General features: G+C 65.5%; 12 protein-coding genes, 4 tRNA genes and 2 pseudogenes. 10 read left to right on the top strand and 8 right to left on the bottom strand.

Going from position 1 to position 13,376, the window contains the following annotated elements; genetic code table 11:
* Nucleotides 1–128: 128 nt before the first annotated feature.
* Nucleotides 129–422 carry an Imm1 family immunity protein gene (locus ACTG9Q_RS32565; RefSeq protein WP_455576796.1) on the bottom strand — a complete coding sequence of 98 codons (294 nt, stop codon included), beginning with the start codon at nt 420–422 and terminating at the stop codon, nt 129–131.
* Between ACTG9Q_RS32565 and ACTG9Q_RS32560 the strand changes: the two are divergent.
* Nucleotides 375–857: pseudogene (locus tag ACTG9Q_RS32560) on the top strand (IS5 family transposase); the annotation flags it as partial. The gene ACTG9Q_RS32565 and the pseudogene ACTG9Q_RS32560 overlap by 48 nt on opposite strands.
* 26 nt (nt 858–883) lie before the next feature.
* Here ACTG9Q_RS32560 and ACTG9Q_RS32555 read toward each other — a convergent pair.
* Nucleotides 884–1,849, bottom strand: a complete 966-nt coding sequence (locus ACTG9Q_RS32555; protein WP_455576795.1) for an IS481 family transposase — start codon at nt 1,847–1,849, stop codon at nt 884–886.
* A gap of 112 nt (nt 1,850–1,961) precedes the next feature.
* On the opposite strand from ACTG9Q_RS32555, the pseudogene ACTG9Q_RS32550 reads away from it, so the two are divergent.
* Nucleotides 1,962–2,759 (top strand): annotated as a pseudogene (locus tag ACTG9Q_RS32550) (IS630 family transposase); the annotation flags it as partial.
* Nucleotides 2,760–3,101: 342 nt separating this feature from the next.
* Here the strand turns inward: ACTG9Q_RS32550 and ACTG9Q_RS32545 are convergent.
* Both ACTG9Q_RS32545 and ACTG9Q_RS32540 read right to left on the bottom strand, forming a co-directional pair.
* Nucleotides 3,102–3,545, bottom strand: a complete 444-nt coding sequence (locus ACTG9Q_RS32545) for a tetratricopeptide repeat protein (RefSeq protein WP_455576794.1) — start codon at nt 3,543–3,545, stop codon at nt 3,102–3,104.
* Nucleotides 3,546–3,803: 258 nt separating this feature from the next.
* The gene (locus ACTG9Q_RS32540; RefSeq protein WP_455576793.1) at nt 3,804–5,828 is read right to left on the bottom strand and encodes a hypothetical protein; all 2,025 of its coding nucleotides are present in this window, start codon (nt 5,826–5,828) and stop codon (nt 3,804–3,806) included.
* 182 nt (nt 5,829–6,010) lie between these two features.
* On the opposite strand from ACTG9Q_RS32540, the gene ACTG9Q_RS32535 reads away from it, so the two are divergent.
* On the top strand, nt 6,011–6,175 hold the full coding sequence (locus ACTG9Q_RS32535) for a hypothetical protein (RefSeq protein ID WP_455576792.1): 165 nt from the start codon (nt 6,011–6,013) through the stop codon (nt 6,173–6,175).
* 338 nt (nt 6,176–6,513) lie between these two features.
* Here ACTG9Q_RS32535 and ACTG9Q_RS32530 read toward each other — a convergent pair whose 3' ends face one another.
* Nucleotides 6,514–6,756 (bottom strand): hypothetical protein, encoded by a 243-nt coding sequence (locus ACTG9Q_RS32530; RefSeq protein WP_455576791.1) that lies wholly within the window; start codon nt 6,754–6,756, stop codon nt 6,514–6,516.
* A gap of 553 nt (nt 6,757–7,309) precedes the next feature.
* Here ACTG9Q_RS32530 and ACTG9Q_RS32525 point away from each other — a divergent pair.
* On the top strand, nt 7,310–8,368 hold the full coding sequence (locus tag ACTG9Q_RS32525; RefSeq protein WP_455576790.1) for a hypothetical protein: 1,059 nt from the start codon (nt 7,310–7,312) through the stop codon (nt 8,366–8,368).
* Between the two features lie 47 nt (nt 8,369–8,415).
* Nucleotides 8,416–9,612, top strand: coding sequence for an IS701 family transposase (locus ACTG9Q_RS32520; protein ID WP_455576789.1), 1,197 nt, complete (start codon nt 8,416–8,418; stop codon nt 9,610–9,612).
* 395 nt (nt 9,613–10,007) lie between these two features.
* Here the strand turns inward: ACTG9Q_RS32520 and ACTG9Q_RS32515 are convergent.
* Both ACTG9Q_RS32515 and ACTG9Q_RS32510 read right to left on the bottom strand, forming a co-directional pair.
* A tRNA-Val gene (locus ACTG9Q_RS32515) sits at nt 10,008–10,079 on the bottom strand.
* Nucleotides 10,080–10,130: 51 nt separating this feature from the next.
* Nucleotides 10,131–10,541: a TIGR02611 family protein gene (locus ACTG9Q_RS32510; RefSeq protein WP_455576788.1), complete on the bottom strand. Its 411-nt coding sequence runs from the start codon at nt 10,539–10,541 to the stop codon at nt 10,131–10,133.
* 382 nt (nt 10,542–10,923) lie between these two features.
* Here ACTG9Q_RS32510 and ACTG9Q_RS32505 point away from each other — a divergent pair, with 382 nt between their 5' ends.
* The 5 genes from ACTG9Q_RS32505 to ACTG9Q_RS32485 all read left to right on the top strand — a co-directional run bounded on the left by ACTG9Q_RS32505 (nt 10,924) and on the right by ACTG9Q_RS32485 (nt 12,407).
* A complete protein-coding gene (locus tag ACTG9Q_RS32505) occupies nt 10,924–11,349 on the top strand; it encodes an SsgA family sporulation/cell division regulator (RefSeq protein ID WP_378248532.1) in 426 nt (141 codons plus the stop codon).
* A gap of 111 nt (nt 11,350–11,460) precedes the next feature.
* Nucleotides 11,461–11,533, top strand: a tRNA-Gly gene (locus ACTG9Q_RS32500).
* A 53-nt stretch (nt 11,534–11,586) separates the two neighbouring features.
* Nucleotides 11,587–11,658 (top strand) — tRNA-Cys (locus ACTG9Q_RS32495).
* A 1-nt stretch (nt 11,659) separates the two neighbouring features.
* Nucleotides 11,660–11,734 (top strand) — tRNA-Val (locus ACTG9Q_RS32490).
* A 229-nt stretch (nt 11,735–11,963) separates the two neighbouring features.
* Complete coding sequence (locus tag ACTG9Q_RS32485) at nt 11,964–12,407, top strand: DUF488 domain-containing protein (protein WP_455576787.1); 444 nt, start codon at nt 11,964–11,966, stop codon at nt 12,405–12,407.
* Here ACTG9Q_RS32485 and ACTG9Q_RS32480 read toward each other — a convergent pair.
* Nucleotides 12,404–13,237 (bottom strand): hypothetical protein, encoded by an 834-nt coding sequence (locus ACTG9Q_RS32480; protein WP_455576786.1) that lies wholly within the window; start codon nt 13,235–13,237, stop codon nt 12,404–12,406. The genes ACTG9Q_RS32485 and ACTG9Q_RS32480 overlap by 4 nt on opposite strands.
* Between the last annotated feature and the right edge of the window lie 139 nt (nt 13,238–13,376).

Here is a 13,376-nt window from a genome sequence, read left to right as displayed (position 1 = left end):
CGGACGAACACCTCCGGACGACGACCCACGACCACCTCCCGCTCGACATGGGAGAACCAGCCTGGCCCGTCAACCAACCAGACCGATTACCGGGTCAACGTTCCGAGATGCAGCACTAGGTGCTCCGTTCAGCCCCAGGCGGGGTCGTCGTGGGCAAGGGATGTTGTGCCGCGCTCGATCGGTGGCTCCCATTCCTGCCAGCGGATCGCGGTCGGCCGGGTGCAGGCTTGGGCGAACTGGTGCACCGCGGTTCGGATGTCGGTGAGGGGGACTTCGGCGTCTGGGGGGTATTGGAAGATGTTCCACTGCCAGTCGTATTCGAGGTAGACGTCCCCGTGGCGGGTGTCTCCCTGGCTGAAGAAGGTCTCGTTGGTGGTCATGACATCGGCCGTTCCCGAGGCGGGCCCACCACCAAGATCCACCTCGGGTGTGACGGCCACGGCCGGCCACTCTCGATCGTCCTGACCGGCGGCAACGTCAACGACTGCACCGTGTTCACCCGGGTCATGGCCGCTATCCGATTCGACCGGCCGGGATAGGGACGGCCCGCCACGCGGCCGAGCCGGGTGATCGCGGACAAGGGCCACTCCAGCCGCGCCATCCGCACTTACCTGCGCAAACGTCACATCCCAGCGACCATTCCCGAACGCCGTGATCAGCAGGCCAACCGACTGCGCCGCGGCCGGGCCGGCGGTCGCCCGCCGACCTTCGACCGCACCGCCTACAAGCGCCGCAACGTGGTGGAACGCTGCTTCAATCGGCTCAAGCAGTTCCGCGCCATCGCGACCAGGTTCGACAAGACAGCCACCTCCTACCGAGGCATGCTCGACCTGGCCACCCTGCTCATCTGGCTTTGAGGACAGGCCCTAGTTGTATTTGGCTATTAGGTTGGTGTCAGTCGGCTGGTGGGTGGGTGGCCTCCGAGTGCGTGGTGGCGGCGTTGGGTGTTGTAGTGCTCGATCCAGGGTGCCAAGGCCGCGGTGCGTTGGGTGTTGCTGGTGAAGACCTGCCGGTAGGCCCATTCGGTTTGCAGGGTGCGGTTGAGGCGTTCGACTTTGCCGTTCTGCCAGGGGCAGTGGGGCTTGATGCACTTCTGGGTGATGCCGTGTTCGGCGCAGACCTGCCGCAGTGACCACCGGTAGGCCCAGGCGTTGTCGGTCATCAATCGCTCGATGGTGGTGATGCCGTGTGCGGCGAAGTAGGTGATCGCCCGGGCGAGGAACCCGGCGCAGGTGGGGCCTTTCTCGTCGGGGAGGACTTCAGAGTAGGCCAGTCGGGAGTGGTCATCGACCAGGGAGTGCACGAAGTCGAAACCGATCTTGGTGGTGCGGTCGCGGGGGGCTTCCCGGCCGGCCCGGCCGTGGGCGCGCCAGCCGCCGCCGTCGGGGATGCGGCCGATCTTCTTGACGTCCATGTGGACCAACTCGCCGGGCCGGTCACGCTCGTAGCGGACCGCGGTGGCCTTGGAGGCCCGGATGACCTGCCCGGTGATCGGGTCCAGCGCCGCGAGCCGGGGGACCTGGTGGCGGGCCAGGACCCGTGAGACCGTGCGGGCCGGGACCCCCAGCTCGGCGCCCGGCCAAGCCGGGCCACGGCGTTCACGCTCCCGCAGCTCGACGATCCGGGCCTGCACCTCGACAGGTGTGCGGCGCGGGGAGGAATGCGGGCGTGAGGACCGATCCCGCAGACCCGCCTCACCTTCGACGGCGTGCCGGTCGAGCCAGGTGCGCACGCATGTGCGGGAGATACCCATCGCCGCGGCGATGTGCGCCTGCGGCCACCCGGCCCGATGCCGCTCGACGATGAGCAGCCTGCCGCGGAAGGTGGTGCGGGCGTTACGGTGGGACACGGAGACCTCCAGGCCAGATGGATGACGTCGCAATCACCACCGCACCCGGAGGTCTCCCCCATTCCAAGCACCACCACCGGCGTGTCACCAACCTCCTGGCCCAGTACACGAGTTGATCGTCAAGACGTTGGAGGAGACGCCGGGGCAGGACACCCACTGGTCGACCCGGTCGATGGCCCGCTCGATCGGGCTGTCGCAGTCGGCGGTCTCGCGGATCTGGCGGGCGTTCGGGCTCAAACCGCACGCGATCGAGACGTGGAAGCTCTCGACCGATCCGCAGTTCGTGGACAAGGTCCGCGACGTCGTCGGCCTCTACTTGGCGCCACCGGAGAACGCGCTGGTGCTCGCCGTCGACGAGAAGTCCCAGATGCAGGCGATCGACCGGACCGCGCCGATCCTGCCGATCATGCCCACCACCCCGGCGCGGATGACCCACGACTACGTGCGCCACGGCACGACCAGCCTGTTCGCCGCACTCGACCTGGGCAGCGGATCGGTCATCGCCCAGCACTACCGGCGCCACCGCCACCAGGAGTTCCTCCGGTTCCTGAAGTTGATCGACACCGCGGTGCCCAAAGACCTCGATCTGCACCTGGTGCTGGACAACCACGCCACCCACAAGACCCCCAAAGTCAAGGAATGACTGATCCGCCACCCCCGGTTCCACCTGCACTTCACCCCCACCAGCGGGTCCTGGCTCAACCTGGTCGAACGCTGGTTCGCCGAACTGACCAACCGCAAACTGCGCCGCTCCGCCCACCGCTCGGTCACCGAACTCGAAGCCGACGTCCGCCGCTGGATCAACGACTGGAACGCCGACCCCAAACCATTCGTCTGGGCCAAGACCGCCGACCAGATCCTCGACACCCTCACCGCATACTGCACACGAATTAACGACTCACGACACTAGTCGCCAGCGACACGCTCGTGCCAGCGCGAACACCAAGACCTCCGCACCCGACAGCAGGGAACAGTTCAGGCTGCATGAGGTCAGATACTTGAAATAGGGTCCCCTTGACCTCCAGACGCGCCCCGATCATGGCCTGAACTGCGAAAACGTGGAAATCGGTCTCTAATTGGGGCCGCTCGCGGCATGTTTTGGCGCAATTGACGTCCGCTCAAGTGTGCTCGCATCTCCAGTCTCGCTCCTTCTGAGTACCCGAGACCCGCGGGACGGGCAGTGTGCCTTGAACCCCCTCAGCGGCATGGGCGGACGTCCGATGATGCTCGATCCGTACTTGCGCGTCACGCCTCACTGCCGCGCACGCCAGTACGCAAGATGTTCTCGGGAAGCTCGAGTGTCCGGGTGGTCGGAGCCGAGCAGGCGAGTCCGGTCTTGTAGGAGTTGTTCGGTATCGTCCACCGCACGCGCCACATCTCCATAACCACCGCGTACGGTCGCCAAGCTCCCGCGGGTAATCAGAGTCTCGGGGTGGTCTGGTCCCAGCACCCGTGTCTTGTCGGCAAGGAGCTGCTCCAGTGCGCGTGCTACCGCCGGTAGATTGCCGACGCGGGCGCGATGACGCAAGAGGCCGCTCCGAGCGCTCAGAGTGGCGGGGGGTCCGGTCCCTGCAACCGGCCCCTGTCCGCGACAAGCCGTTCGAAATCGGCGATCGCACCCCACTGCCCCGGACGACCCCGCTCCCTCCTGAGCCCTCTCAGGGCGCCCGCCGTCGGGGTGTCGGGAAACGACCATTAACCGACACAGCGGAGGCGGCTTGCCGGGACGGTCGCACGGGTGTCGATAAGTCGTGTCGGAAATCAACGTCGGCTATCGGTATCGCCTGCCGGTACCTGTTGCGCGCGATCTACTGGATAACGCACGAGTGGGGCAGTCGGTCGGTGCTGGTTGTCGCCGCGGGTGTGGCTCATCGACCGGGTGATGGCCAATTGTCCGGTGGGTGGGCTCAGGTCTCGGTGGGGTCGTTGTCAAGCGCGGGCACCGATGCGGGGGTCACCGGCCGACCCAGTAGACCGTGCAGTTCGCTTCTCTGCGGGCGGCGATGTAGATCTCTATGGTGGTGGGGGTGGACCATGCGAGTGTGGGCAGCCCGGCTCGGTCGACTACGTCGCTGAACCAGCCCTCGTTCCAGATCGAGCCGTTCACCTTGATCCACCAGGGCACCTCGAAGGAGCCGTTCCCGCACTGCTCGTCGGCGATCAAGACGCTGTCGAACTTGTTCGGTGTCATGTCGGTGGTGAAGGTGATCGTCATGGCCGCGGGGATCTTGTATCCGACACCACCGACACAGGCGTTGGGGCCGCAGTCAGGGTAGCTGGCCACATACGGATGCTTATCGAAGTCGCCCAGCGGGCCCGAATTGGCGAACTCGACACCAATTCCATAACCTGCCATGCTCACACTGAAGTGAACAAACCATGCAATAAACAGAGAAAATGTCGTTTTCACCGTCGTTACGATGAATCCGATAGCCGCTACGAACGCGGTAATGGTGATGAGGTAGGGGAAGAATCCGGGCGCGTGTCCGAAGATGGGTTTGACCAGGTTTTCAGCCCCAAGCATCCCGAAGGCCGCGCCCACTACCCCACCAAATGCTCTGCCGAGGATGCCGATCATCGAGAGCGGGGCTCGGCTTGGTGATGTTCCTCGGGCAACGGTGCGGTTCTTGCGTCCACGTTCACCCGGCGGCTGCGGGCGTCTTGGTGGAGGCGTGCTGCGCCAGCGCCTGACAGGGACGTTTTTGCTGCTCAGGGAGTTATCTGGTTGTCCGTCGTCAAGCAGGATTACTGGCGGTCGGGGGGCGTGTGTGGCGCTGTCAATGACGGTCGGTGATGGTTCGTCGGGGGGCTCGGCTGGTGCGGTTTCGGGGTGTTGGTGCACTGCACGGCGGGTTTGTTCGAGTTGCTGTTCGCCTTCGTGGCGTACCTCATCAAGGCGGTCCAGGACGCGTCGGTGTTCTTCCAAGGAGTCGGATCGCCCGCCCGGCAGGGCGGGCAGGTAAGGCGACGATTCGACGGAGGCGGGTGAGGTGTTTTCGTAACGGATCAGGCGTATCTGCAGTTCGTCGCGTTGGCGACGGAGTTCATCGGCCAGTGCGGTGGCCTCGGCGAGACGCTGCTCGGTATCGGCTTGCCCCGCTTCGGCGCGAGCAAGTTGCTCCTCGGCGGCCCGGACCCGGTGAGCCGCCGGATCGCGGTCTTCGTGGCCGGTGTGAGCGAGCGCTTCGGCGGTGTCGAGGCGGTGACGGAGGTCGTCGCGTTCCCGCACCAGGCGCACATGCTGCTGAGCGAGTTCTCTGAGGACCACGTCGTAGGCGGAGACCAGCTTGACGTAGCGCTCGCGGTTGCCGACGGCGTCGATGAGTTGCTGTTGGGTGGCGATGAGCTGGTTCTTCAGACTGGTGATCTCGCGCGCGTTGTGACTCTGACCGCGGGCGCGTGGTTTCGCCGGAACGCTGTCGTAGATCTCGTCCAAGTCGCGCCGGACAACCGCGGCATCCACCGGCGAGACACCGGTTTTCCGAGCCCACAGATCGAAAAACGCGTGGACCAAGCCGACCGGGACCCGCTGGTCCTTCATGTGCATCAGCTCGCTGAGCACCCGGGGTTTGATCTCGGGGTCCTGGACGCCGGTTGGTGGGGTCTTTGTCGTGGGCTGGGCGAGCAGAGCCCGCGCGGCGGGGTCACGCTCGGCAGGGGGCCGCTGCCGATCCTGGATGATCCACAATGCCGCCGCGTTCTTGTTGTGGAACCTGCCCTCGGTGCGTAGCCGCACCATGAACTCTGCCAACCGCACTCCGGGTGGCCCATAGCGGGCCAGCAAATCGTCCCGCCTGATCTTGGGCGGAGCGCCCCCGACATTCCTTCTGTCACCATCGACCACCCCCGCCAGCCCCCTTCGGCCCTCGACGTTGTCGGCGCGGAAGTAGCCGGAAAACCACCACGTGATCCGTACTGGATGGGCGAGCACCAAGCGGTGTCCGCCCACCAGGGTCCCCGGCCCGGCCTCCACCAGCACCAGGGACCCTCGCCCCTCGGAGGGATCACATGTCCAACCTGCCCGACCGCCTCCCCATGATCACTCACAGCGCATCTCCGACCAGCACCGGATCCCGCCTACCGGTCCCCGCCATCCCGCCGTGCGCCTGCGCCCACCTCACCACGGCGCCCACTGACAACGGTCAGCAACCGCTGATCGGCGTGCGACCCCTGCTGGTCTTCATCGCCGCGCTCGTGTTCGCGTTTCTTGTCGGCTGGCTGAGCTTCCTGTCCAGCACCGACGTGCCCGACGCGATCATCAAGGGCATGGTCACCTTCGGCGGCGTGGCCATCGGCCTCAACCAGATCCTCCCGCAACGGCACTAGCCCGAAGGCGGACAAGTCTGCGCGGCGTCGTAGAGCTTCCTCCGGGATCGCTGTAGGACTTGGCAGGGATCAGGTGGGCAACGGCCGGCCTTCGGCCACAACCTGCTCGTCAGGAAGTTCGGTCCGGCTGGGCAGGGCGTTGGTCTCGGCGGTCACGACGCCGCGGACGACGGCAAGGCTGACGCCGCGGACGATCTCGCGTAGAGATTGCCTTCGGCGCGGCGGGCAAGAATGGCGCGGCGTTTGTCGGCATCGACGACGGTGGGGGCGCCCGCCGGTGCGGCCGCGGGCGGCGGTCCTCGGCCAGGGCGAGCCCCGCAAGCGGTGGTTGGTTCGTTTCAGGACACCGTTGTGGGCAATGTGACGCCGGCCGCAGTGACGGCGTCCTGCACGATGCCGCCGGGAAGCGGGTCTCCGTCCAAGGTCCATTCGATGGTCAACTTGTAGCGGTCCGACCACAACCGGCGCGCGTCCTCGACGATCGTGGCGACGAACTCGGCCAAGTCCTCGCCACCCATACTGTCGTCGCGCAAACCCCACTCGGCCATCCAGGACACCTCCGTCGGGTCGTCCTCGGCCACACACCGATCCAGTTCGACCTCCACCACGTGGGGACGTCGCACCACGATCGCCGGGGTCTCGCGCGGACGCGGCCCCTTCCCACTTGTTGCTTTCGCCTCGGCCCGTTCCCGGGCCCGCCGCTGTTGTCGTGACTCACTCATGGAGCCAGATCATGTTCGGGTGTCGAGCCGGTCCGGCCGACCCACGCCGTGAGGCAGTCATCGGCGGCGCAGGTCTTCGCGGATGAGGAGCTGGAGCGTCTGCGGGGTTTCTCGGAGATTGGCCGGACAAAGCACCGGTCTCCGGTCTCGAATCCACCCACGGGTCTGCCGCCGGCGGGGTATCGGCCTTCCGCTCCGCGCACACCGCACCCGACCGACACACCACGACGATCGATCATGAAATGTCACGAGGCCGTCCCGACCACCAACACGAATCCGATCTCGAGAGCGGCCGGAATCACCCGAAGGGATGGTTTCACGTCACCGACGACGTTTCCGAACGGATGACGGGAGACCATCCAGCCACAGCTATTTGGAAAGGCACATCGGGCGCACAACGAACGGGGACCACATGAACCACCGAATTCTGTCAAGCCGGCGGATCGGCGCCGTCGCGATGATCGCCACCCTCGCGACCGGCGGCGGGATCGTTCTCGCCCCATCGGCCGCCGCTGCAGTCGGCGTCTGCACGGTCAACCTCCAGCAGGTGGCAGGCGACACGATCAACGGCACTCCCGGAGACGACCTGATCTTCTGTGTTCGGGTGCCCTCGGGGGTGACCGTCAACGGCCTCGAAGGAAATGACCAAATCGACATCTTCGGGGCGGACGCCAAGGATGACGCCATCGACGGAATTGTCAACGGCGGCCCTGGAAACGACATCATCAGAGCGGGAGGGGCCACGAACAGCTACGCGAACGACGGGCTTGTCGATGCCGGCGAGGGAGACGACAGCGTCATATTGGGCGGCGGTGCCGGGGTCTACGCCGGAGGGTTTTCCTCTACGGGCAGCGACGCGAACAACGGCACGGTCGAGGGTGGCGGAGGTAACGACACCATCACAGCGACAGGCGGCAACGGAGCGAACGCCCGTGGAACCGGGAACTTCGACGCTCGTGACGGCGGTCGAGGCGGTTACGGAAACGACGGCACCATCCGCACCTCGGGCACCGTCATCCTCATCGGGGGCCTCGGAGGCGAGGCCAACCCCAGTACAAGCGGTGACAATGACGGAGGGGACGGCGGTGACGGCAACAACCGCCGTATCGAGTTCGTGCAGCAGGACGGGGTGGCCAACCGTCTCGACACGCGCGGCGGACGAGGCAGGGAAGGCCGGTTCTCCGGCGAGGGGGGCCATGGCGGGATCGGCAACGACGCCCGACTGGCCGTGGCCGCGGTCGTGACCGTGACCGGCGGCAACGGCGGACCGGCAGGCCCCGACGGCTCAGAGGGCGGCAACGGCGGCGACGGCACCAACAAAAGCTTGTCCGTCCTTCCCCCCTACGCTGGCGACAACAACACCGCCACCGGCGGCAACGGCGGCCCCGGTCGCCCCTGCGGACTCGGTGGTCTGGGCGCGGATGGCAAAATCACCGGGAACTTCACCGTCCGCAACGGCACCTCCTGCTAGTACTCCAGCAGCACTTCGTGATCATGATGCTGTAGCTTGTTGATCTTGTGTTGGTTGATGAGGACCTTGAGGCGTGGGTGGCTGGCCTGGATGACCTGTTCGCGCAGGTCGCGGGCCGTTTCTTTCGGGCTGAGCCGCGCCGTCGGGCTCGTGCCTACGTGCGTGGCCTGTTGGCGCCGCTGGTCGGCAAGAATGGCTGGACTCTGGCCGAGGCCGCCGGCGAGTTGACCCCGGATGGCATGCAGCGTCTGCTCAACGCCGCAGCGTGGGACGTCAACGGGGTCCGTGATGACGTGCGCGCTTACGCCGTGGAGCACCTCGGTGATCGTGACGGAGTACTTGTGGTCGACGAAACCGGGTTCTTGAAGAAGGGCACCCGCTCCGCCGGAGTGCAACGGCAGTACTCCGGCACCGCCGGGCGCATCGAGAACTGTCAACTGGGCGTGTTCCTTGCTTACGCCACAAGCAAAGGCCGCACGTTGATCGACCGGGAACTCTACCTGCCGAAGTCCTGGACCGGCGATCGGCAACGATGTCAGGAAGCCGCGATATCCGACGAGGTCGAGTTCGCCACCAAGGCGGCACTGGCACAGGAGATGCTCGCGCGGGCGCTGGACGCCGGGGTGCCCGCCGCATGGGTTACCGCCGACGAAGCCTACGGTGGAGACTCGAAGTTCCGCCGCTGGCTGGAAACCAGGCGCATTGGCTACGTGGTCGCGGTTGCCTGCAACCAGACGATCCCCGCCACGGCCGGCACCTCGCGGGCCGATGCTCTGGTGGCACAAGCACCCGACGATGCGTGGAAACGACGCAGTTGCGGCGATGGAGCCAAGGGGCCACGACTGTTCGACTGGGCAGTCGCTTCCCTGCCGGTGTATGAGGACACCACGACGCCGGGGTGGTCTCGCTGGCTTCTGGTGCGCCGATCGTTGACCCCCAACAGCAAGGGTGAACTCGAACTGGCCTACTACTTATGTTACGCCCCAACGGGGACAACTGACGACGACCTGATTCGAGTGGCCGGCGCCCGATGGACGGTCGAGGAATGTTTCCAAACCGCCAAGAACGAAGTCGGTCTGGACCACTACCAGGTTCGCCGCTATGACGCCTGGTACCGGCACGTCACCCTGGCCATGCTCGCCCACACCTACCTCGCCGTCACCGCCGCCATCGCCCCAAAAGCCCTGGCAGCGACCTCATCCCAATCACGTTGGGCGAGGCCAAGCGTCTCCTGGCACACCTGATCACCACACCGGTCGACCGCGTCGTGACCTGGACCTGGTCTCTCTGGCGCAGACGCCACCAATACCGCGCACGACAAGCCCACTACCAGCGACGATGCCAAAAGATCACGAAGTGCTGCTGGAGTACTAGGCCACCGACACAAAGACGTCGACGACGACTACTCCCACGTCACCGACCTCATGATCCAGAAAATGCGCAACGCCCTGCAGAAACGCTGGGAGCACGACGGGGGTTGGACCTGGCCCGACACCCATACCGCACCGACAACAGCCGCCTGACCCCTTCGGTATTACGAATGAGGTCAGATCACGCTGCTCCCCAGATGCTCCCCAAAACGATCAACGCCCCACCAACAAGATCCGTTGGCAGGGCGTTGACCAGCACAAACAAACTGTGGGCGATACTGGGATCGAACCAGTGACCCCTTCGGTGTGAACGAAGTGCTCTCCCGCTGAGCTAATCGCCCGGGATCGTCGCCGGTGGGGGCGACGGGGAGAACACTACAACAGGGGCTGGGCTAGCCGAAAATCGGGGACCTCAACCAGGGCCAGTAGACGCCGAACCAGCGGCCCATCAGGCCGAAGGCGCCCAGCAGCCACAGGGTCGCCACGACGATCAGGCCGGTCAGGAGCAGGACCAGGAGGCGGACGGCCAGGTTCTGGCGCTTGAGCCAGGCGACCCAGTTGTCGTACTTGGCGCGGGCGAAGTCGAGGACGCGGCGGGCCCAGGGGAACTCGACGGCGAGGATGGCCAGGCCCGCGAAGACGACCAGCCAGCCGGGGCCGGGGTAGGGGATCAGGACGATGCCCGCCGCGAGGACCGCTCCGCCCGCGACCGCGACGCCGATACGCCACACCAGGCGGGTGGTGCGGGAGCGGTCGGCCCAGTCGGGGCGGAACGACTTGTGTTCGGGAGCCTTGCTCGTCACCGCAGCACCTCTCGTTCGCCAGGACGTCATTCTCAGGGCAGGGGCGGCCTGAGGCATCCCCAGTGGCGTTGACCTGCGGGAACGTGGTTCGTGCCACATCACCCGGTCGCACCGCAGGTCAGGGCGGACTTTACCAATCAGTGACATCCTGGGGAGGCAAGATTCGCACTCCAGGCGCTACCGACGGAGCCCGAAACCAGCCAGTATGGGAAGTGCTGCGGACTGTTCAGGTGACGGTCCGCAGCCGTATGAACGCTAGGCGCATCAGGCGGTGCCCCGTCCGGGTGACATATCCCGGAATCGCGACCGTTTTGTTGCGCACAGGCGTCACATGGAAGGGGCTCAGTCGTTTTGACTGGGAAGGGAGCAGAAGGGTAGGGCGATGCGAAACGATCACGTGACGCTGCGGTCGACAGCGGTGTTCGACCTCCTGGCACCAAGGACGCCAGCGGTGCCGGTGAAGGTGGAGCTGCGCTACGACACGCGCGACCCCTACGCGGTCGTCGCCGCCTTCCGGACCGGCCGCGCGGGCTGGGTCGAGTGGGTCTTCGCCCGCGACCTCCTCGCCGACGGACTCATCGCCGAGGCGGGCGACGGCGATGTCCGCATCCGCCCGGCGGGCGACGACCCCGAAGTCGTCGTCATCGAGCTGAGCTCCCCGTCCGGCCACGCCGTGTTCGAGGCCGCCGCCCAGGAGCTCGCCGACTTCCTCGACCGCACCTACGACGTCGTCGTCCCCGGCAACGAACACCTCTGGGTCGACGTCGACGAAGCCCTCACCCACTTGATCTCCACCGACCTGACCTGAGCAGATCCCAAAACCAGACCCCGATTTGGAACGGCTCCGGGACCTCGGATAGAGTTCACTCGCACCAAGCCGGAGGGCAGCGGATCACCACCGCGACCATCCGGAGGGCGTGCGGACGTAGCGCAGCTGGTAGCGCATCACCTTGCCAAGGTGAGGGTCGCGGGTTCGAATCCCGTCGTCCGCTCGGAAGCGGTTCGGCCTTGCGCCGGCCCCCTGGAGGTCGCACCTTCGGGACCTGGCGGAGTGGCCGAGTGGCTTAGGCAAGGGCCTGCAAAGCCCTGTACGCGGGTTCGATTCCCGCCTCCGCCTCGGGCGATTAGCTCAGTGGGAGAGCACTACCTTGACACGGTAGGGGTCACTGGTTCAATCCCAGTATCGCCCACCAGACGTTTGCGCTGGTGAGAAGCCCTGTCCCTTCACAGAGGGACAGGGCTTCTGTCGTCTCGATGGAGAATTTATGGAGACGATCTTGATCTGACCGTTCCCTCTCCATGTCAGGACGGCCCGATCCGGGCAGACCAATGCCCGACAACGGCGCCCGCAGCCGTGACATACACCACATGACCTGACGTGATGGTTGGCGATCGCGACGAGCGGCGTGAGAGAGTCACGTAATGGCGATGATTGAGGCGACCTGCGGCAGGATCGGGGTCGGCTATGAAGGGCGCAATCTGGAGGGATTTGTCGCCGACCTGGTTGCAGCGGGTGTGGGTGTACTTGCTGATGTACGGCACATGCCGCTATCGCGGAAGCGCGGATTCAGCAAGACAGCGCTGTCGACTGCCCTGGAGGACGCCGGAATCGGGTACGTCCACCTGCGCGCACTGGGCAACCCGAAGGCAAACCGCGCGGGTTTCGGCGGAAACCCCGCCGAACTGGACCGGGCCCGCGCCAACTATCGGTCGCTGCTAGCCGAGCCGATGGCCAAAGACGCGGTCGCCGAGCTCGTGGAGCTGGCGCGTGGTGGCCTGGTCGCAGTGATGTGCTTCGAGGCCGACGAACGACGTTGCCACCGCGATGTGGTGCTGCAAGAGCTTGACCGGCTACTCAACGTCTAACGGGCTGGATAGTAGACACCGAGTACGCTGAAGGTCTGCTGTCGTTTCGCCTGGTTGCCCACGTAGAACACAGGATCTCGTGACGGCCCACACATCTCGTCCAGGAACTTGCGACGAAGCTCGTCCGTCAATGCGTCATCCGACAAATGAGCAAGCCTGCGTTGCAGCGCGACCCACTCCCAATCCAAAATCCCCTGCTCGTGGCCACGACAAGCCTGAGCATGGCACCGGTAGTGATACCAACCCCGCATCCGCGGTGGTTCCAGGGCAGTCCGGTCGGTACCTGCCATGTCCAGTTGGCCCACGTACTCCTCAATCTTGCGTTTCTCCAGGTCGGTCCATCCTGGGTGGGGTCTCACCTTCAAGTCCTTGACCAACCTCGGCCGGATCGCCGCCAGCGACCGAGCCGGAGGTGCGTTCCTAACGGCCTGGAGGACACCGCACATCGAGTCCAGCACGTACGGTTCGACATAAGGCCTCCGAGGTGCCCAAGGCTTCAGGGACGCCTCGACCCGCAAGCTCGGAATATCAGGCCGCCAGCTCTCCACCCGTCCATCGGCACGAGCCGGACGAGCTCGGAGCACCACGACGTTGTACTTGGCGAACCGCTGACCGCTCTCTAACTCACGGAAGTTGACCGGGTAGAGCCGCACCCACCCAGAGTGATCAAGATCGAGGCGAATGCCCGCCACACAGACCGTTTCCCCATAGGCGCTGGACGGGTTCGGTGCCGCTTTCACGGTGATCAGCACACGCATCCACACTGCTTGATCACCAGCAGCCTTGACCACAGGAGCTTGCTGCGGTCCGAAGAAGGACTCCTGCGTCATCGAGCCTCCCATCTGCCTTAAGAGCTTCTGTCAGAATGAGTGGGTTGGGGTTTTCGCTGGTGGGGAACCCTTCTGCATGGTTGCGCCGTGGGTTGTCGATGACGAGTTGTGGGAGCTGGTCGAGCCGTTGATCCCGGTC

The sequence above is a fragment of the Actinokineospora lacus genome, assembly GCF_053813445.1.
The sequence above is the reverse complement of the archived record's forward strand: the minus strand, read 5'-3'. Positions and strand labels throughout refer to the sequence as shown.

Excerpts from the sequence above, each read along its gene's own strand:
- ACTG9Q_RS32545 (WP_455576794.1), bottom strand. The coding sequence starts at position 3,545 with ATGGTCGTTTCCCGACACCCCGACGGCGGGCGCCCTGAGAGGGCTCAG.
- ACTG9Q_RS32525 (WP_455576790.1), top strand. The coding sequence starts at position 7,310 with ATGAACCACCGAATTCTGTCAAGCCGGCGGATCGGCGCCGTCGCGATG.
- ACTG9Q_RS32505 (WP_378248532.1), top strand. The coding sequence starts at position 10,924 with ATGCGAAACGATCACGTGACGCTGCGGTCGACAGCGGTGTTCGACCTC.
- ACTG9Q_RS32485 (WP_455576787.1), top strand. The coding sequence starts at position 11,964 with ATGGCGATGATTGAGGCGACCTGCGGCAGGATCGGGGTCGGCTATGAA.
- ACTG9Q_RS32480 (WP_455576786.1), bottom strand. The coding sequence starts at position 13,237 with ATGACGCAGGAGTCCTTCTTCGGACCGCAGCAAGCTCCTGTGGTCAAG.